This window comes from Pseudomonas sp. ZL2, from assembly GCF_054788455.1.
This window is the reverse complement of record NZ_JBGOGX010000053.1, coordinates 1-18,756: the sequence shown is the minus strand read 5'-3', so window position 1 is coordinate 18,756 and position 18,756 is coordinate 1. Positions and strand designations below refer to the sequence as shown.

Here is an 18,756-nt window from a genome sequence, read left to right as displayed (position 1 = left end):
GCATTATTCCTTTAGTCACCTGGCCTGGGGTGGTCCCCTGGGCGCAGGGCTGCAATCGTTTTTATGGTTCATCAGGCAGAGGCGGGTAACGAAACTTGCCTCAGTTTCGTTGTAAGGGATTTGCCGGCGGGGGCTGTTGATATGGATCAGCGCAGCCGGCATTGCACCGGCTGCGCATGCGGATTGCGCGGTTTTACCTGCCCGGCACCAGGGTCAGGCGCTTGTTGCCGTAGGCGCGGTCGAAGTTTTGTGGTTGCAGCGGCAGGCTCATGTAGCGGCCCTTGAACCAGGCATCCAGAGCATCGGCAAAGTGCGGGCTGGCCGGGTTGCCGGACTGGCCGCTGCTGCTTTGCAGTTGCAGCGGTTCAATCTGGCCGAAGTCCACCACCATGCGCAGTGACGGTGCCAATTGCGCGTTGAAGTCCTTGCCCCAGGCATAGGGCGCAAGGTTCAAGGTGCTGTGGTCGCCGCCCGTGGCCAGCGGGCCGCGACTGACCGCGTCACCCAGTCCATGGAAAGTCGGCGCCGGCCAGCGGTACTGGTGCAGCTTGCCCCATTGCCAGGTGCGCTGATTATTGCCCAGTTGCGCTTCGCCGGCAGTGATTGCTGCTGCCAGGCTGCGGGCGAGAATGGCCGGCTTGTCTTCTTTTTGCGCGGTTTTCTGATCGTCCCAGAACGGGCTGTCTTCGCGACCGAGCAAGTGGTCGGCCTGGGCCGAGTACGACAGCCGGGCGTTGCCGACGAAGGCCTGCCAGCTCGGGCTGGATTCAGGGCCGAGCTCGTCGAGGAAGGTCAGCTTGGCGCTTTCCTGCAGGAACAGTTGGTACAGGGCGGCATCTGCCGAAGTGGTACTCAGCCGACCATCGAAGGCCATCAAGCGGGTGTAGGCCTCGCGGGCCTTGGTCCGTTGCTCGGCAGGCAGGGCGTCGATCGCCTGTTCCAGCGGTTGGGCCATGCCGGGGGCTTGGAACATCTTTTTCAGCTTGTCGGCAAACAGCGTGGTCTGGTCGTTTTGCATCAGCATCAGGCTGCGGCTGTCGTGCTTGCCGTTGCCGGCCAGTTGCGCCAGGCGCTCGGCGCGCTCGGGGTAGTACCAGCTGTTGGACAGCTGCATACCATAGCCCTTGGGCACGCTGCGCTGGTTGGCATTGCCGATCCAGCCCTGGGGCGGGTCCTGGTCGTAGGGGTGGAGCATCGGGTCGGCGTAGCCGTCCCAGTCGTAGCGACCGTCCCAGCCCGGCGACGGCAGCAGGCCCTGGCCTTCGCGGCGGTTGGGGAAGCGTCCGCTGACTTGCCAGCCGATATTGCTGGCGTCGGCAAACACGAAGTTCAGCGCCGCAGCGCCAATCTCGCGGGTGTTGTCGAAGGCGCGCTCGACATTCTGCGCCCGCGACAGGTTGAAGAACGCATCCAGGCTCTGGTCGCCCTTGAGCTCAGGCATGCGCAGGGCCAGGCCCAGGCTGGCATTCTGCGGTTGGCCGAGCAGGGTGCCGTGGCGGGTGTCGTACAGGGTTTCACGCAGCGGGCGCTGGTCCTTGATGAAGAAGGTCTCGTTGCGTGCCTGGGCCGGCAGCCATTTGCCGTCGGCCTGGTACATCAGGCGGCTGCCTTCCTTGCGCAGTTTTTCCAGGAACAGGTCCTGGTTGTCGGCCATCACCGCACTGGCGCTCCAGGCCAGCTTGCCGTTGTAGCCGGAGAGCACCAGCGGCAGGCCGGCAATCGACACGCCCGCGGCCTGGTACTTGGGCGAACGGATCTGCACCGGGCTCATGGCCCAGGCGCCGAGGTTGTCGCTGGCCATCAGGCTCTTGCCGCTGCGGCTGCGCTGCGGGGCAATCGCCCAGTTGCTGGAGCCGGCCGTGCCGAGCAGGTTGAGCGCGGCCAATTGTTCGCTGACCGCCGTCAGTGGCGCCAGGCCCGCCAGCTGGGTGTTCAGGTTCAGGCCTTTGAGCTTGTCGGTTTCGGCCAGGGCCAGGGGCTCGTCAGGGTAGCTTGGCAACAGCCAGGCCAGCTTGTCGGTGCCGACTTTTTGCGCCAGGCCCAGGGCGGCGAGTTCTTCCTGCAGGTTGACCGACTGGCTGAAGTTGTACAGGCAGAAGATCAGCGCCGAGTCCTCGGGCTTCCAGTATTCCGGGCGGTAGCCACTCTGCGCCAGTGGCGCCGGCAGCTTGTCGCGGTAGCGGAACATATAAGCGTTGACCCCGCGGGCATACACCTCGAAGAAACGCTTGAGGCGTGGCGAGGCATCGGCGTACAGCTGGTTGGCGCTGGCCTTGAGGTTGGCCGCGCGCATCAGGCGGTCGACTTCCAGCACATCGGCGCCGGCCATTTCCGCCAGGCGACCTTGAGCCAGCAGGCGCATGCCGACCATCTGGCCGATACGGTCACCGGCGTGGACGTAACCCAGGGCGAACAGTGCGTCGTGGAAGTTGCTCGATTCGATCAGCGGCATGCCCATGGCGTTGCGGCGTACCGAAACATTCTGCGCCAGGCCCTTGAGCGGCTGCACGCCGGTACTGGGCAGCACGCTGTCACGCTGGCCGGCCATCTGGCAGCCACCCAGGCTGAGCAGCCCGAGCAACGCAGCGGCTACGCCGAACCGGGGGGTAAAAGGGGGAAGGGCTGGCGCGGCCATGTTCAGGCTCCTGCAGGGCGTGGCGGTAAAAGGCGCTACGTTAGTGAGCGCGATCACGCCATGCAAGCGGGGCGCAGCCTTTATTTTCAGTAGCTGACGTGACGTCAAGCCTGAAAGGGTGGGGCTAGCGGTCGCGCCTGCGCAGGACACAAGCGGCGACCACTGCTATGGGGCCGCGATCAGGCCCCGTGGCACTTCTTGAACTTCTTGCTGCTGCCGCATGGGCACGGATCGTTGCGGCCGACGTCCTTCAGGGCGTTGCGCACCGGCTCCTGGTGGCCGTGGTTGCAGTGCGGGCCGTGTACATGGCCATGGTCATGGTCGTGGTGATCATGATCGTGGTTGCAGTCAGGGCCATGGACATGGGGTTGCTGGGTCATCTTGGGTTACTCCGGAATAAGATCGCCGGGAATTATCTCACCACTGCGCGACAAGTGCAGGTCGCGAGCGAAGAATAATCCGCTGCTGAGCTCACCTTCCAGGCGATAGCGCAATGGACCCTCGGCGCCCTTGAGCAGTTTTGCCAGGGGTTTGACCTGCTGCCAGAGGTTGGTGCGCACCGCAATCTTGAAGGTGCGCCGCGCGTGAGGGCCGACGCTGCGCCACAGGCTGGCTTCGCCTTCGGTCAGCGGCAGGTCGTTGATCAGCACCTTGTAGCCCAGGTAACGGATGAACAGACGGCTGTCATTGGGGTTGTCGACCTGCACATGGAGCACGAACTCCTGTTGCAGCAGGCGCATCTTCAGCGGTTCGACCTTGAGCAGATGGACCTGCGGGTCCTGATAGTCAGCGTCCAGCCAGCTGGCGCAACCCGCCAGTTGCAGTAGCAAAACGCCGATCAGCAACAGGCGGGCCATCAGGCTCAGCTACCCAGGTAACTGGAGCAGCACTTCTTGAATTTCTGCCCGCTGTTGCACGGGCAGGGATCGTTGCGCGTGGCCTTGAGGCCAACCGTGGGGTCGATGAAGTACCAGCAGCCCTGGTTCTGCACGAAAGCCGAGCGTTCGCGGTGGCAATGCTCGCCGTCGTTGTCGTGCCAGCGGGCGGTGAAGGTCACGAACGCATGTTCAGGCTTGCCACCGAACACCTCGGCGCTTTCCACCTCAAGGCCCAGCCAGGTGCTTTGCTGGCTCCAGGCCTTGATCGCCTCGCGATCGAGCCCTGCCTGCTGCACCGGCAGGGTGGTGGTCACCAGGTAGTCGACCAGCCCCAGCACGTAGGCGCTGTAGCGTGAACGCATCAGGGTCTGTGCGTCGGGGGCGGGAAGCCCTGCGTGATAATGCCCGCAACAGGTATCAAGCAGATCGCCGCTACCGCAGGGACAAACCGAGATACTCATTGCTTCACCACCAGTACTTGCCAAAATTTTCCGGGTTGGCCCAGAACTTGGCGTTGAGCCAGTCCGGGACCTGTTTGTATTCACGTAGATCATAGGTGAACAGGTTCAGAACCTGCGCATCCCGCTTGAATTTTTCGCTGGCCTGCAACGCCAGGGCAAAGAAGTCGGTCTCCTGCCAGCCGCAGGCGCTCAAGTCGGCCAGCACCGCCACGCGGCTGGTATTGAGGTTGCGGATGCCGCCGAGCAACTGCAGGCCATCGCGTTTGGGCAGGTGCTCCAGGCAATCGACCAGCAGCGCCAGGTCGAAGCGTTGCGCTGCCAGCTCCACAGGTAGCGGGCCGGGGCTGGCGACGTCGATGTGCACCTCGGGATGGGCCAGGGCGAAAGCCTCCAGGGCCGGAAATCGCTCACCTATCAATAGCAGGCGTTGCGGTACGTGGCGATCGAGCAGGGCGGCGAGGGCCTGTTGCGGAGTGCGTTGGGAAAAGCCGTCCATCATCGGGAATCCTCGGTCAGATGCGTCAAGATTAACGGTCTGGCGTCACTTGGCATAGTGCTGCGCCGTCGCATCATGGCCTATTGCTGGCGGATATCAATGAGGCGGTCTTTACTCCCAGAGCATCGGTTTTGCACCGATTCCCCCTAGGAGATGCATCAAAATGAGCATAGTACGCACAGCATTACCTCTGGTTCTGCTAACCAGCGTGTTGACTGGTTGTGCAGGTTTGCAAAAAACCGACTGGCCGAAGTGTGCTGCCGTCGGGGGCGTAGGCGGCGCAGCCTTGGGCGCCATCGAAAGTTCCAGCTGGGCAGGCTGGGGCGCGTTGCTGGGCGGTGGCCTGGCGGCGGGCTACTGCTGGGCCCATGGTGATGGCGACGAAGATGGCGATGGCGTGCCAGACAGCCGCGACAAGTGCCCGGGCACACCGCGTGGCGTGCAGGTCGATGCCAACGGCTGTCCACCAGAGCCTGTAGCCGTGGTTGAAGAAGTGGCCGTGGTCAAGGAAGAGGTCATTGTCATCCGTGATGTTCACTTCGAATTCGATTCGGCCAAGCTGACCGCGGCCGACAAGGAACGCCTCAATACCATTGCCACGCGCCTGAAAAACGAAGCGGCGAGCGCGCGCTTGAGCGTCACCGGCCATACCGACAGCAAAGGCTCCGATGCCTACAACCAGAAACTCTCGGAACGCCGCGCCCATTCGGTCACCGAGTACCTGATCGAGAGCGGTGTGCCACGCGCCAGCTTTGTCTCGGTACAGGGCGCGGGTGAAACCCAGCCGGTGGCCGACAATGCCACTGCCGATGGCCGGGCGCAGAACCGTCGTACGGAAATTCGCATCGAGCGCTGAAGCGCCAGCGGCCTGCGGCTTGAGAAGTACCGCAGGCCGGTCTTTACTCCTGTGTGACCGGTAGAGGCCGGTGACACAGGAGCAATTCTCATGAGTGTTCTCTCCAAGGCTGCGCTGCCGGTCCTTATGGCCGCAAGCCTGCTCTCCGGTTGCGCGACCCACAGCGATGGCAGCGCCCCACTCAATCAAAGGACCTGGCCTATCTGCAGTCTGCTGGGCGGCTTGGTCGGTGGTGGCCTGGGCGCTATCGAAAGCTCCGCCTGGGCAGCCGGCGCCGGTGCCGCCGGTGCAATTGCCGGCGGCCTGATCTGTTATGCCCAGGACGGTGACAAAGATGAAGACGGCGTGTTCGACCGTCGCGACCGTTGCCCCGATACACCGGCCAACACTGCGGTCAGCCACACCGGTTGCCCGCTGCCGCAGTACCCGACCAGTCAGAAAACGACGGAACCTGCGGCTACTTCAGAAGTGATCACCCTCAACGATCAGGGCGCCGTGATGTTCGCCTACGACTCAGCGGAACTGACCAGCGCGGCCCATCAACAGCTGCAGGCGCTGACCGGCAAGCTCAATGGCGCCAACGTCGTCAGCGTCAAGGTCATCGGCCATACCGACAGTCAGGGTTCCGATGCCTACAACCAGGCACTCTCCGAGCGGCGTGCGAGTAGCGTTGCCGAGTATCTGATCAGTCAGGGCCTGGCGCCGTCGAAAGTCACCAGCCAGGGCCGTGGCGAAAGCCAGCCGATCGCCGACAACTCGACCGATGCCGGCCGCGCGCAGAACCGCAGGGTGGAGCTGCACCTTAATTGATCGAAGCGCTGGCACAAGGGCTGTGTCAGCCGTTACTGTTGCAGGCGATGCCAGCGTACCTGGCATCGCCTGTGAAAAATAACAACAGGGGGCGCCTATGCAAGGCTTACTGGGGTTGGCCAAGGCCCTTACCGTAGTGTTCTGGTGGGTGGTACTGGTGAATCTGCTGATCCCGCTGGAGCACCCCTTCCACCTGCTGATCAATGCCGCCGGTGCTGCCCTGCTTGGCCTGCACCTGCTGGAAGTGTTGATGTTCAATGGTTGCTTGCGCGAGCGCAGCCACCGTTGGTTCGATCGCTTGCAGATCCTGCTGGTCGGTATTTTTCATGTTCTTTCAATTCCGGCACCCCGCAAGGAAGCTGCTCATGCGTAAATTGATCATTCTGGCCGCGTTGTTCAGCCCCCTGGCCCTGGCCGATGCCATCAGCGTGGCCGCCCACTCGGTGCTGCGCTTGCCAAACAAGTCCAGCGTCGTGCACTTGCAGCGCCTGGACGTTGCTGATTCCGCCACCCTGTTGTTGCCCGCCAGCCTGGTCGATCTCAAGGTCGATGAGTTGCACCTGGGCCAAGAGGCGCGGATTGCCATCGTGCCGGCAGAGACCACCCTGCAGATCGAAGTGAGCCGGGCCAGTTTGGGCGAGGGCAGCCAGATTGTCGCCCATGGTGCGCCGGGTACGTATGAAAAGGCGGCAAAGGCCGGACGCAACCTGGAGTTGCAGTTGCATGAGCTGCAGGCGTCGACTTTGGCAATTGATGCCCGTGGTGGAGCCGGTGCTCCGGGGTACGTCGGCCTCGATGGCGCCAACGGCAAGCCCGGTGGCTGTACCTGGGGCCAGGCCAGCCGCGGGGCTAATGGCGACAACGGTGGCAATGGCCATGATGGCGCGCCTGGTGGCCGGGTACGGCTGGCGCTACCGGCAGGTTTCCCCGCCGAGCACATAGTGGTGCAGCTAGAGGGTGGTGCGCCAGGCGTCGCAGGGGCAGCGGGCAAGCCAGGTGCTGGTGGCGCGAGCAAGGGTTGTCTGGTTTACAGCACTGCGGGCGGCGCTGCCGGTAAGCCTGGGGCAGCGGGTCAGCCGGGCTCGGTCGGGGCGGCAGGGGAGTTGATTTTGCAGCGCCTGTAAAAAATACGCCGACCCTGTGGGAGCCGGCCTTGCCGGCGATGGGCTGCGTAGCAGCCCCCCGGCCTTCAATTCACCACAACACCCCACCCGACAGCACCACCGCAATCCCCAGCATCAGGTTGATCCCGACCATCCGCCGAATCTTCGCCATTGCCGCCGCGCCCGCAGGCCAGTCTTCGGCCTGCACCGCCTTGCGCAACTCCGGGTACAGCAACGACTGGATACGAAAGAACAGGGCGAACATCGCGATGCCGCCGCCGATCATCACCTGGACATGGCGCGGTGTCGTTTCGAAGCTGGCAAAACGCGTGTTGATCATGAGCATACCGCTGATCGCCAACAGCGCAATTGCCATCCACACCCACACGAAAAAACGCTGAAACACTTCCACCCAAAGGCGCAGACGAGCGGGACCGTCCAGGGCTGCAACCGCCGCCGGGCGCAGGACCAGCCAGGCGAAGAACATCCCGCCTACCCACACCAGGGCGGCCAGAACATGCAGGCTATAAGACAGGGCAAAGACGGGCATCGGGATCTCCATTCGGCGCAAAGGGCAATAGCGGGGTATGATAGCGACCCAATCGAAACACTGAAAATTTATCCAGCCCTTCGGGCGCCCCGAAACCATGATCAGCAACGAACTCAAAACCACGATTCAGGGCGCCTATTCGCGTTTTCTCGAAGCCAAGAGCCTCAAGCCCCGCTATGGCCAGCGCCTGATGATTGCCGAAGTGGCCAAGGTGCTTGGCGATATCGACTGCGACGACGAAGGTCGGCGCGTCGGTGAGCCGGCCGTGGTCGCAGTCGAGGCCGGTACCGGTACCGGTAAGACGGTTGCCTACAGCCTGGCCTCGATCCCGGCGGCCAAGGCGGCCGGCAAGCGCCTGGTGATCGCCACCGCCACGGTTGCCCTGCAGGAGCAGATCGTCTTCAAGGACCTGCCCGACCTGATGCGCAACAGTGGCCTGAACTTCAGCTTCGCCCTGGCCAAGGGTCGGGGCCGCTACCTGTGCCTGTCGAAACTCGACGTGCTGTTGCAGGAAGGCCAGGCACAATCGGCTACCGCTCAGCTGTTCGAAGAAGAAGGCTTCAGGATCGAGGTCGATGAGGCCAGCCAGAAGCTGTTCACCAGCATGATCGAGAAACTTGCCGGCAACCGCTGGGATGGCGACCGGGACAGCTGGCCCCAGGCCCTGGAAGACCAGGACTGGGCGCGCCTGACCACCGACCACAGCCAGTGCACCGGGCGCCATTGTCCGAACTTCGGCCAATGCACCTTCTACAAGGCCCGTGAAGGCATGGGCAAGGTCGACGTGATCGTTACCAACCATGACATGGTCCTGGCCGACCTGGCCCTGGGTGGCGGCGCCGTGCTGCCGGACCCGCGCGACACCATTTATGTGTTCGACGAAGGCCACCACCTGCCCGACAAGGCCATCGGCCACTTCGCCCATTACACCCGGCTGCGCTCGACCGCCGACTGGCTCGAGCAGACCGCCAAGAACCTGACCAAACTACTCGCCCAGCACCCGCTGCCGGGTGACCTGGGCAAGCTGATCGAGCAGGTGCCGGAACTGGCTCGGGAGATCAAGGCCCAGCAGCAGTTCATGTTCAGCGCCTGTGAACAGGTCGCCGATTTCCGCCCAGGCGAAGACACGGAAGGCCGCGAGCGGCCCCGCCATCGCTTCGAAGGCGGCGTGGTGCCCGAGCACATGCGCGAGATGGGCATCGAGCTGAAGAAGGGCTTCTCGCGACTGAACGACTTGTTCACCCGTCTGACCGAGCTGCTCAAGGAAGGCATGGATGGCGAGGTCAACATCGGTATTGCCAGCCATCAGGCCGAAGAATGGTACCCGCTGTTCGGCAGCCTGTTGATGCGCGCCCAGGGCAACTGGGAGCTGTGGACCGCTTTCACTGCCGAAGACCCGGAAGACAGCCCGCCCATGGCCCGCTGGCTGACCCTGGCCGAAAGCGGCGCCTTGTTCGATATCGAGGTCAATGCCAGCCCGATCCTCGCCGCCGAAATGCTCCGGCGCAACCTGTGGAACGTCGCCCACGGCGCCCTGGTGACTTCGGCCACCCTGACTGCGCTGGGCAAGTTCGATCGCTTCCGCATGCGTGCCGGGCTGCCAAAAACTGCGGTCACCAGCGTCGTGCCGAGCCCGTTCCATCACGTCGATGCCGGTGTGTTGCGAGTGCCGGACCTGCGCGCAGACCCGCGTGATGCCGCCGCCCACACGGCGGCGATCATCCGCGATCTGCCGGAGCTGGTGGAAGGTTCGCGCGGTTCGCTGGTGCTGTTTTCCTCGCGCAAGCAGATGCAGGACGTGTTCGACGGCCTGGATCGCGACTGGCGCAAGCAGGTGTTCATCCAGGGCAACCTGTCCAAGCAGGAAACCCTCAACAAGCACAAGGCGCGGGTCGATGGCGGTGATTCCAGCGTGCTGTTCGGCCTGGCCAGTTTCGCCGAAGGCGTCGACCTGCCGGGTGCCTATTGCGAGCACGTGGTAATTGCCAAGATCCCATTCGCCGTGCCGGATGATCCGGTCGAGGCCGCCCTGGCCGAATGGATCGAGGCCCGAGGCGGCAATCCGTTCATGGAGATTGCCGTGCCGGATGCCTCGCTGCGGCTGATCCAGGCCTGCGGGCGCCTGCTGCGCACCGAAGAGGATCGCGGCACCATCACCCTGCTTGATCGGCGCGTGGTCACCCAGCGCTACGGCAAGGCTATTCTCAATGCGTTGCCACCGTTTCGCAGAGAAATTTCCTGAAACCCGGAGCGCAATGCTCCGGGCGTTGTCTATCACTCAGTTCAAGGCCCCATGGGCCCTCAAGGAGAGCTCCAGCCCTATGATTCGCCGTACCTTGCCTGCCGTATTCGCACTGTTGTTCAGCACGCCGCTGCTGGCCGGGCAACAGACGCTGTTCAGCTTCGTTCGCCCGGCCGCCGTGGTCAATGTGGTGACCGAAGATGCCAGCCTGCCGCAGTACAACGCAGAGCAGACGGCCGAGGGCGAGGTGCTGCGCCGGGTGGTGTTCAACCCGGTGCAGCAGCCAAAACTACGCCTGAGCCCGCAAGCCGGGGCCTGGGACTGGTCCAGCGCCACGGCCCTGACCCTGCGCCTGCAAAGCGCCATGGACTGGGCGCTGACCGTCGATGTGACGGTGCAAAGCAGCGACGGCAAGACCCTCACCAGCCGCATCGACCTGCCGGCGGGCCCGGCGCAAACCGTTTACGTGCCGCTCAAGGCCAGTTCGCCGTTAAGCCAGGGCATGCGTGCCGGGCCGCCGATGCCGTGGGTGCATGAAGGCCAGCGGGTGCTGCTGACCAGCAGTGCCGGCGAGGTTGATCTCAAGCAGGTGGTGTCGGTGACCTTGTCGATGAACAAACCCAACGTCGCCCAGAGTATCCTCATCGAGCGCGTCGGCACCCAGGATGACGACCAACTGCAGAAGGCCGTGTACACCGGTTTGATCGACGGCTATGGCCAGTCCACCCGCGGCCGCTGGCCGGAAAAGATCGTCAGCGACGATCAGCTCAAGGCCGCTGCCAGCCGTGAACAGCAGCAGCTCAAGGGCTGGCTGGGCGAGCGCAGCAAGCTCAAGCTGGACAAGTTCGGCGGCATCAGCGATGGCCCGGCGTTCGAGGCCAAGGGCTTCTTTCGCACTGAAAAACGCGATGGCCGCTGGTACCTGGTGACCCCGGAAGGGCACCCGTTCTATTCCCTGGGCGTCAACACCGTGGCCGCCGACGGTGGCCGCACCTATGTGGCCGGGCGCGAAACCATGTTCAGTGCGCTACCTCAAGCCGGCGAAGCGCTGGCGCAGTTCTACGGTGAAGGCAACAACAACGACGGCAATGGCTCGGCCCGTGGCCGCAACTTCAACCAGGGGCGCTGGTTCGACTTTTATGCCGCCAATATCGAGCGCAGCCATGGCACGCCGTGCACGCCGATCGCGGCCAGCGAAAAGGCTCCGGCGGTCGAGTGCCCGGCAGCCAGCTTCGACAAGCAACGCTGGCAGGGTCATAGCCTCGACCGCCTGCAGGCCTGGGGCTTCAATACCCTGGGCAACTGGAGCGAGCCGTCGCTGGGCCAGGCCAGCCGCATGCCCTATACCTTGCCGCTGTCGATCGTCGGCGATTACACCAGCATCAGTACCGGCATGGACTGGTGGGGCGGCATGCCCGACCCGTTCGACCCGCGCTTTGCCATGGCCACCGAGCGTGCGGTGGCGATTGCCGCCCGCGACCACCGCGACGATCCCTGGCTGATCGGTTACTTTGCCGACAACGAACTGGCCTGGGCTGCCCCCGGTGATGACCCCAAAGCGCGCTACGCCCTGGCTTACGGCACCTTGCGCCTGACCACCGACGTGCCGGCCAAGCGTGCCTTCCTCAAGCAATTGCGCGACAAGTACCGCAACCAGGCTGGCCTGTCCAAGGCCTGGGGCATCGACCTGCCAGCCTGGGAGCTGATGGAAGACCCGGGTTTCGAGCCGCCGCTGCCAAGCCCGGAACACCCAGAGATCGAAGCCGACTTCAAGTACTTCCAGAAGGTCTTCGCCGAAACCTATTTCAAGACCATTGCCGACTCACTGAAATGGCATGCGCCCAACCACCTGCTGCTGGGTGGCCGTTATGCCGTGAGTACTCCGGAAGCAGTCGCCGCCTGTGCCGAGTACTGCGACGTCATCAGCTTCAACTTCTACACGCCCAAGCCTCAGGACGGTTACGACTTCAACCAGCTCAAGGCGCTGGACAAACCGGTGCTGGTCTCCGAGTTCCAGTTCGGCTCCCGTGACCGTGGCCCGTTCTGGCCGGGGCCGATGGAAGTGGCCAAGGAAGAGGGCAGGGCGCCGGCCTATGCCAGCTTCGTCAAGGCGGCGCTGGATGAGCCGTCGATTGTCGGCGTGCACTGGTTCCAGTACCTCGATCAGCCGGCCAGCGGGCGTCTGCTCGATGGCGAGAACGGCCACTTCGGCCTGGTCGGTATTACCGATGTGCCATTCCAGGGCTTTGTCGACGGTGTGCGCAAGAGCAACCTGCAGACTCAGGAACAGTTCGGCAAAACGCTTAGTGTCACAGAAAAAGCGCCCACGACCCCCTGACCCCTGCCGCCTGGCATGGACCGCCCGGCTTCTGTCTGTTCCCAAATCGTGCGCAGGCTGAAACAATGCACGCCATTTTGAGAAGCCGGTTTCGCGGGGAGTTGCTGGGTGCAGATTCAGGGTCATTACGAGCTAAAGTTCGAAGCGGTGCGTGAAGCCTTTGCGGCGCTGTTCGACGATCCTCAGGAGCGTGGCGCGGCATTGTGCATCCAGGTCGGCGGCGAAACCGTCATCGACCTCTGGGCCGGCAGCGCCGATAAAGACGGGGCCGAGGCCTGGCACAGCGACACCATTGCCAACCTGTTTTCCTGCACCAAGATGTTCACCGCCGTGACCGCCCTGCAACTGGTGGGCGAGGGCAAGTTGGCCCTGGATGTGCCGGTGGCGCGCTACTGGCCGGAATTCGCCCAGGCCGACAAACAGTCGGTTACCCTGCGCCAGTTGCTCAGCCATCGCGCCGGTGTCCCGGCCTTGCGCGAGATGATGCCGGCCGAAGCCCTCTACGACTGGCAAACCATGGTCCAGGCGCTGGCTGGCGAATCGCCCTGGTGGACGCCGGGTACCGCCCACGGTTACGCCGCCATCACCTTTGGCTGGCTGATCGGCGAGTTGATCCGCCGTGCCGATGGCCGTGAACCTGGCGAGTCGATCGTTGCACGCACGGCCAGGCCGCTGGGCCTGGACTTTCATATAGGCCTGGCCGAAGCAGAGTTCCACCGCGTCGCGCATATCGCCCGCGGCAAAGGCAACATGGGTGACGAGGCGGCTAAGCGCCTGCTGCAGGTGACCCTGCGCGAGCCACAGGCCTTGTCGACCCGCGCCTTCACCAACCCGCCAGGGATGCTCACCAGTGTCAATAAACCGGAGTGGCGGCGCATGCAGCAACCGGCGGCCAATGGCCACGGCAACGCCCGCAGCCTCGCCGGTTTCTATGCCGGCTTGCTCGATGGCAGCCTGCTGGAGTCGGAACTGCTGGATGAGCTGACCCGGGAACACAGCCTCGGTCAGGATCAGACCTTGCTGACCCAGACTCGTTTTGGTCTGGGCTGCATGCTCGACCAGCCAAGCGTTGCCAACGCTACCTTTGGTCTGGGCGCGCGCGCCTTCGGTCACCCGGGGGCGGGCGGCTCGGTAGGTTTTGCCGATCCGGAACATGATGTTTCCTTTGGCTTTGTTACCAATACCCTGGGCCCTTATGTGCTCATGGACCCCCGGGCGCAGAAGCTGGTACGGGTATTGGCCCGCTGCCTTTGATCGGTTAACCCCGATGCTGCCTGAACCCTTTGACTATTCTGAATTCCAAAGCCCTGCATTGCTGGGCCAAATTTCTTTCATTTTCATGGTGTATCGCTGATGTCTTCGCATAAATCCTTAGCTCTCGCCCTGTGCCTGGCCGTCACCGGCTGCGCGCAGCATCCTCAGAAGGACGGGGCCGCTGATGCCGGCTTCAACTGGTGGCCGTTTGGCTCGGACCAGGTCGTCGACAAGGAAGTTAAGGAAGTGGTAACCGAAAAAGTCGCCAAGGCCGACGCCAAGTCGGAAAGCGCCAGCCGCTGGTGGTGGCCGTTTGGCGAGGGTGACAAGGGCAAGGTCGCTGCCGTGCCGAAAATCGACCACAAAGCCACCCAGGCCTGGCTGGACAGCTATGAGCCGAAGCTGCGCGAAGCCATCAAGGACAGCAAGTTCGAAGTCGAGCGCCGTGAAGACGTGCTGGTAGTTACCGTACCGGTCGACAGCTCCTACAACCCGGATCGTCCGGCCATGCTTCTGCCGGTCACCCTCGGCCCGATCACCCGTGTGGCCAAGGCCGTCGAGACCGACAAGCAGACCGCGGTACTGGTGCTTGGCCATGCCGACACCAGTGGTGTCGCCGCAGCCAACACCAAGCTCAGCCAGGAGCGCGCCCAGTCGGTAGCCGCCATCTTCCGCCTCAGCGGCCTGGAGCGCGATCGCCTGATGCTGCGCGGCATGGGCTCGGAAATGCCGCGTGCAGCCAACGACAGCCTTGAAGGCCGTTCGCTGAACCGCCGCGTCGAACTGGTGCTGACGCCGCAAAACACCATGGTCGCCTTGCTGGCCAAATACAAGCAGCCAACCCCGAGCCCGGCCGAACTGGTTGCCGTGCAGGATGCCAAGGCTCCGGCCAAGGCCGCAGCGAAACCGGCTGCCAAGCCTGCGGCCAAGGCCCCGGCGAAAAAGGCCACTGCAGCCAAGAAGGCCGCACCGGCCAAGGCTGCTGCCAAGAAGCCTGCGGCCAAGCCCGCAGCGAAAAAGGCTGCGGCACCGGCGGCGAAAAAAGTTGCTGCCAACACCAGCCCTGCGAAGACCAACTGATCGTCAAGGAACGCAGTAATGACCCAGTCCCTGGCCGATATGCGCCGCGATTATACCCGTGACGGCCTGACTGAAGCCCAGGCCCCGGAGCAACCGTTCGGGTTGTTTCGTCAATGGTTCAATGATGCCCTGAAAACCGAGCAGCCACCGGTGGAAGCCAATGCCATGACCCTGGCCACGGTGGACGCCGACGGCCGTCCGCATTGCCGCATCGTCCTGCTCAAGGGCTTGGACGAGCAGGGCTTCACCTTCTTCACCAACTACGAAAGCGCCAAAGGCCAGCAATTGCTGGCCAACCCCTTCGCGGCCATGACCTTCTTCTGGCCGGCACTGGAACGCCAGGTACGTATCGAAGGCAAGGTGGTCAAGGTCACCTCGCAGGAATCGGACGAGTATTACCAGGTGCGCCCGCTGGGCAGCCGCCTGGGGGCCTGGGCTTCGCCACAAAGCCAGGTGATCGCCGATCGCGCGGAGCTCGAAGGGCTGGTCAAGTCCACCCAGCAGCGCTTCAGCGAAAGTCAGCCACACTGCCCGGAGCACTGGGGCGGCTATCGCCTGCTGCCCGAGCGCATCGAGTTCTGGCAGGGCCGCGCCAGCCGCCTGCACGATCGTCTCAACTACCGCTTGCAGCAGGGCAACTGGCTGCGTGAGCGCCTCGCGCCTTAATCGGCCTGGTAACCGGCGGCCTCGCGTTCCAGCCAGGCCGCCAGTTCACTGCGTTTGACCTTTTGCGCCTTGGCGCTGTCCAGACGTTGTAGCATGAAGGCCTTCTTGCCTTCGTCCTGGCCGGCCAGCGACAAGGCCAGGTCACGGTCCATCCAGCGCTTGATGCGAACGTAGATCCACCAGTGGAAGTACAGGCCTGCCACGGTGGTGATGACGACGATGAAGTAATCCATGTCTATCCTTGCGCTAGAAGTTTCTACAGGCTGCCCCGATAGCACAGGCTGTACGGAAGCTGAATGGAAGCAATTTTACCCCGCATGTGTCGTGACAGTCGTCAATGCGCGGAGTCTAATGAGCATCTGTCTTACGGAGATCATCCAATGCGTAAATCTGTTCTGCTGGTGGCAAGCTTCACCACAATGTCGCTGCTGCTTGGTGGTTGTGCCTCGAGCCTGACCGGCGATTCGTACTCCCGTGATGAAGCGCGTCGTGTGCAGACCGTGCGCATGGGCACCATCGAGTCGCTGCGTCCGGTGAAAATCGAAGGTACCAAAACCCCGATCGGCGGTGGCGCTGGTGCAATCGTCGGTGGCGTCGCCGGTAGCGCGGTGGGTGGTGGTCGCGGCAGTATCGTTGCCGCCGTGATCGGTGCCGTGGCCGGTGGCCTGGCAGGCTCCGCGGCTGAAGAAGGCCTGACCCGCACCCAGGGCGTGGAAATCACCGTGCGTGAAGACGACGGCAGCATGCGTGCCTACGTGCAGGCAGTGCAGCAGAACGAGATTTTCCGCGTAGGCGAGCGTGTGCGGATCATGACGGTCGACGGCACCAGCCGCGTCACTCACTGAGTTTTGCCCCCCCATTAAAAACCCCGACTCGGCAATGCCGGTCGGGGTTTTTTATTGCCTTGAGGCTCAGGCCGTGACGGGCTTGCGACTCGACAGCGCGGTGATGCCATAGCCAATCAGCGCGGCGAGGATGGAGCCGGTAAGAATACCCATGCGGTCCATGCCGGCGTACTCGCTGCTGCCCGGTACGAAGGCCAGGGAGCCGACGAACAGGCTCATGGTAAAGCCGATGCCACAGAGAATTGCCACCCCCAGCACCTGGCCCCAGTTGGCACCCGCGGGCAAGGCGGCCATGCCGGCCTTGATCATCACCCAGGCGAAGCCGAACACCCCGAGGGTTTTACCCAGCAGCAGGCCCACGGCGATGCCCATCGGCACGTGATGGGTGAAGCTTTCGAGGCTGACGCCGGACAGCGACACACCGGCGTTGGCAAAGGCGAACAACGGCAGGATGCCATACGCGACCCAGGGGTGCAGGGCATGCTCCAGGCTCAGCAGCGGCGAGGGCTCGGCGTTTTTCGTCCGCAGCGGGATGCACAGTGCCAGGGTGACCCCGGCCAGCGTGGCGTGCACGCCACTCTTGAGCACGCAGACCCAGAGAATCAGGCCAACCACCATGTACGGACCAAGCTTGACCACGCCCATGCGGTTCATCGCGATCAGCACCAGCAGGCAGGCTGCCGCCAGGCCAAGCGAGAGACTCGACAGCGTGCCGGAGTAGAACAGGGCAATGACGATGATCGCACCCAGGTCGTCGATGATCGCCAGGGTCATCAAAAACAGCTTGAGCGAAACCGGTACGCGTTTGCCCAGCAGGGCCAGCACGCCGAGGGCGAAGGCGATGTCGGTGGCCATGGGGATGGCCCAACCCGCAACGGCGGCCGGGTTGTCCTTGTTGAGGAACCAGTAGATCAGCGCCGGCACCACCATGCCGCCGATGGCGGCAGCACCGGGCAGGACGATTTGCGAGGGCTTGGACAAGTGCCCGTCGACCACTTCGCGCTTGACCTCAAGGCCGATCAGCAGGAAGAACAGGGCCATCAGCCCGTCGTTGATCCACAAAAGCAAGGGTTTGGCGATTTTCAGCGCGCCAATCTGGGCGACCACGGGAACATCCAGCAGGCCGTTGTACAGGTACGACAGCGGCGAGTTGTTGATGATCAGGGCCAGGGCAGCTGCAGCAATCAGTAATAGACCGCTGGCAGCTTCCAACTGAAAGAAACGTGTGAAAGTGCTACGCAGGGGCAAGGGCGCTCTCCATCCTGAAGGTTCTGATAGGGGCACACCCTACCCTGTGGTGATATTCTTTAAAACAAAAACTATATTCTTTTTTGTTATAAGCTGTAACCAACTCACGCCCTGCAGCCTAGCAGTTGTAGTCGATAATTCACCGTGGCTGTATCTGTAGGAATTATCAGAATTTTCCTAACATGTTCTGCAGAACTTCGACCTTTTTGCCCGAGAATCGACCATGAACGATCACCGCCAGTGGGCTCGTGAAGCCATCCGTATTATCGAAGCGGACTTCCAGCGTAGCGCCGACACTCACCTGATCCCGCTGCCGCTGCCAGGCTTTCCCGAGGTCGAGCTGTATTTCAAGGATGAGTCGAGCCACCCCACCGGCAGTCTCAAGCACCGGCTGGCGCGGTCGTTGTTTCTCTATGCCCTGTGTAATGGCTGGTTGCGCCCGGGCGCGCCGGTGATCGAAGCATCCAGCGGCTCGACGGCGATTTCCGAAGCCTACTTCGCGCGTTTGCTCGGTTTGCCCTTCATTGCCGTGGTACCGGCCAGTACCTCGCAGGAAAAGATTGCCCAGATTGCCTTCTATGGCGGCCAGAGCCACCTGGTGCAGGATCCGACGCAGATCTACGCCGAATCCGAGCGCCTGGCCCGGGAAAGTGGCGGGCACTTCATGGACCAGTTCACCTATGCCGAGCGCGCTACCGATTGGCGGGCAAACAACAACATCGCCGAGTCGATCTTTGCCCAGATGCGCTTCGAGCAGTTCCCGGAGCCGAGCTGGCTGATTTCCAGCCCGGGCACGGGCGGTACCACCGCTACGTTAGGCCGCTATGTGCGCTATCGCCAGCACGTCACTCGGGTGCTGTGCGCCGATGCCGAGCGCTCGGTGTTTTTCGACTGCTACAAGACGGGTGACCGTTCCCTGCGCCTGGACTGCGGTTCGCGCATTGAAGGCATCGGCCGGCCACGAGTGGAGGCTTCGTTCCTGCCGCAGGTGATCGATGCCATGGTCAAGGTGCCGGACGCCCTGTCCCTGGCGGCCATGCATTACCTGGCCCAGCGCCTGGGACGGCGTGTTGGCGGTTCCAGCGGCACCAACCTGATTGGCGCCCTGGCGGCGGCGCAGCAAATGCGCGCGGCGGGGGAGGCCGGGTCGATCGTGGCAATACTGTGTGATGGCGGCGATCGCTATGCGACCACGTACTATGACCAGGACTGGTTGAGCGGGCAGGGGTATCAGCTGGAGGGGATGATTGCGGCGGTGGCTGCTTGTGTCGAGCGCGGTGAGGCGTTGCCGGCG

At 63.2% G+C, this 18,756-nt stretch carries 19 protein-coding genes; 11 read left to right on the top strand and 8 right to left on the bottom strand.

Annotated elements, in window-relative coordinates; translation table 11 throughout:
* Nucleotides 1-193: 193 nt before the first annotated feature.
* From ABM562_RS24290 to ABM562_RS24270, 5 genes are all read right to left on the bottom strand, one after another.
* Entirely contained in the window at nt 194-2,635 is a 2,442-nt protein-coding gene (locus ABM562_RS24290) for a penicillin acylase family protein (RefSeq protein ID WP_460423606.1), read from the bottom strand.
* A 179-nt stretch (nt 2,636-2,814) separates the two neighbouring features.
* Nucleotides 2,815-3,015 carry an SEC-C metal-binding domain-containing protein gene (locus ABM562_RS24285; protein ID WP_010221064.1) on the bottom strand — a complete coding sequence of 67 codons (201 nt, stop codon included), beginning with the start codon at nt 3,013-3,015 and terminating at the stop codon, nt 2,815-2,817.
* Nucleotides 3,016-3,021: 6 nt separating this feature from the next.
* Nucleotides 3,022-3,492, bottom strand: a complete 471-nt coding sequence (locus tag ABM562_RS24280) for an LEA/WHy family protein (RefSeq protein ID WP_134061546.1) — start codon at nt 3,490-3,492, stop codon at nt 3,022-3,024.
* A 5-nt stretch (nt 3,493-3,497) separates the two neighbouring features.
* Nucleotides 3,498-3,974 (bottom strand): YchJ family protein, encoded by a 477-nt coding sequence (locus ABM562_RS24275; protein ID WP_115085647.1) that lies wholly within the window; start codon nt 3,972-3,974, stop codon nt 3,498-3,500.
* A 4-nt stretch (nt 3,975-3,978) separates the two neighbouring features.
* The gene (locus ABM562_RS24270) at nt 3,979-4,473 is read right to left on the bottom strand and encodes a DUF6231 family protein (protein WP_134061547.1); all 495 of its coding nucleotides are present in this window, start codon (nt 4,471-4,473) and stop codon (nt 3,979-3,981) included.
* Nucleotides 4,474-4,633: 160 nt separating this feature from the next.
* Here ABM562_RS24270 and ABM562_RS24265 point away from each other — a divergent pair, with 160 nt between their 5' ends.
* The 4 genes from ABM562_RS24265 (at nt 4,634) to ABM562_RS24250 (ending at nt 7,260) form a co-directional block, all read left to right on the top strand.
* The gene (locus tag ABM562_RS24265; protein ID WP_460423603.1) at nt 4,634-5,326 is read left to right on the top strand and encodes an OmpA family protein; all 693 of its coding nucleotides are present in this window, start codon (nt 4,634-4,636) and stop codon (nt 5,324-5,326) included.
* A gap of 90 nt (nt 5,327-5,416) precedes the next feature.
* A complete protein-coding gene (locus tag ABM562_RS24260; protein ID WP_460423601.1) occupies nt 5,417-6,136 on the top strand; it encodes an OmpA family protein in 720 nt (239 codons plus the stop codon).
* 97 nt (nt 6,137-6,233) lie between these two features.
* Complete coding sequence (locus tag ABM562_RS24255) at nt 6,234-6,509, top strand: DUF1145 domain-containing protein (protein WP_038999146.1); 276 nt, start codon at nt 6,234-6,236, stop codon at nt 6,507-6,509.
* Nucleotides 6,502-7,260 carry a collagen-like protein gene (locus ABM562_RS24250; protein ID WP_115085651.1) on the top strand — a complete coding sequence of 253 codons (759 nt, stop codon included), beginning with the start codon at nt 6,502-6,504 and terminating at the stop codon, nt 7,258-7,260. Before ABM562_RS24255 ends, ABM562_RS24250 begins: the two co-directional genes overlap by 8 nt.
* Nucleotides 7,261-7,330: 70 nt before the next feature.
* Here the strand turns inward: ABM562_RS24250 and ABM562_RS24245 are convergent, their stop codons facing one another.
* Nucleotides 7,331-7,789 (bottom strand): CopD family protein, encoded by a 459-nt coding sequence (locus tag ABM562_RS24245; RefSeq protein WP_115085652.1) that lies wholly within the window; start codon nt 7,787-7,789, stop codon nt 7,331-7,333.
* A gap of 97 nt (nt 7,790-7,886) precedes the next feature.
* Here ABM562_RS24245 and dinG point away from each other — a divergent pair, with 97 nt between their 5' ends.
* The 5 genes from dinG (at nt 7,887) to pdxH (ending at nt 15,369) form a co-directional block, all read left to right on the top strand.
* Nucleotides 7,887-10,031, top strand: coding sequence for an ATP-dependent DNA helicase DinG (dinG, locus tag ABM562_RS24240; RefSeq protein WP_115085653.1), 2,145 nt, complete (start codon nt 7,887-7,889; stop codon nt 10,029-10,031).
* Nucleotides 10,032-10,110: 79 nt separating this feature from the next.
* Complete coding sequence (locus ABM562_RS24235) at nt 10,111-12,369, top strand: beta-galactosidase (RefSeq protein ID WP_460423598.1); 2,259 nt, start codon at nt 10,111-10,113, stop codon at nt 12,367-12,369.
* A 108-nt stretch (nt 12,370-12,477) separates the two neighbouring features.
* Entirely contained in the window at nt 12,478-13,623 is a 1,146-nt protein-coding gene (locus tag ABM562_RS24230; RefSeq protein WP_258578276.1) for a serine hydrolase domain-containing protein, read from the top strand.
* Nucleotides 13,624-13,722: 99 nt separating this feature from the next.
* Nucleotides 13,723-14,703 (top strand): OmpA family protein, encoded by a 981-nt coding sequence (locus ABM562_RS24225; RefSeq protein ID WP_115085656.1) that lies wholly within the window; start codon nt 13,723-13,725, stop codon nt 14,701-14,703.
* A gap of 18 nt (nt 14,704-14,721) precedes the next feature.
* Nucleotides 14,722-15,369: a pyridoxamine 5'-phosphate oxidase gene (gene pdxH / locus ABM562_RS24220; protein WP_115085657.1), complete on the top strand. Its 648-nt coding sequence runs from the start codon at nt 14,722-14,724 to the stop codon at nt 15,367-15,369.
* On the opposite strand, the gene ABM562_RS24215 is transcribed toward pdxH, so the two are convergent.
* Nucleotides 15,366-15,602: a hypothetical protein gene (locus tag ABM562_RS24215; RefSeq protein WP_038999159.1), complete on the bottom strand. Its 237-nt coding sequence runs from the start codon at nt 15,600-15,602 to the stop codon at nt 15,366-15,368. The genes pdxH and ABM562_RS24215 overlap by 4 nt on opposite strands.
* 147 nt (nt 15,603-15,749) lie before the next feature.
* Here ABM562_RS24215 and ABM562_RS24210 point away from each other — a divergent pair, with 147 nt between their 5' ends.
* Complete coding sequence (locus ABM562_RS24210) at nt 15,750-16,214, top strand: outer membrane lipoprotein (protein ID WP_010221079.1); 465 nt, start codon at nt 15,750-15,752, stop codon at nt 16,212-16,214.
* Between the two features lie 66 nt (nt 16,215-16,280).
* Here the strand turns inward: ABM562_RS24210 and nhaA are convergent, their stop codons facing one another.
* Nucleotides 16,281-17,462: a Na+/H+ antiporter NhaA gene (nhaA, locus tag ABM562_RS24205; protein WP_115085658.1), complete on the bottom strand. Its 1,182-nt coding sequence runs from the start codon at nt 17,460-17,462 to the stop codon at nt 16,281-16,283.
* Between the two features lie 223 nt (nt 17,463-17,685).
* On the opposite strand from nhaA, the gene ABM562_RS24200 reads away from it, so the two are divergent.
* A partial coding sequence (locus ABM562_RS24200) for a PLP-dependent cysteine synthase family protein (protein ID WP_460423594.1) occupies nt 17,686-18,756 on the top strand: 1,071 nt, incomplete at its 3' end.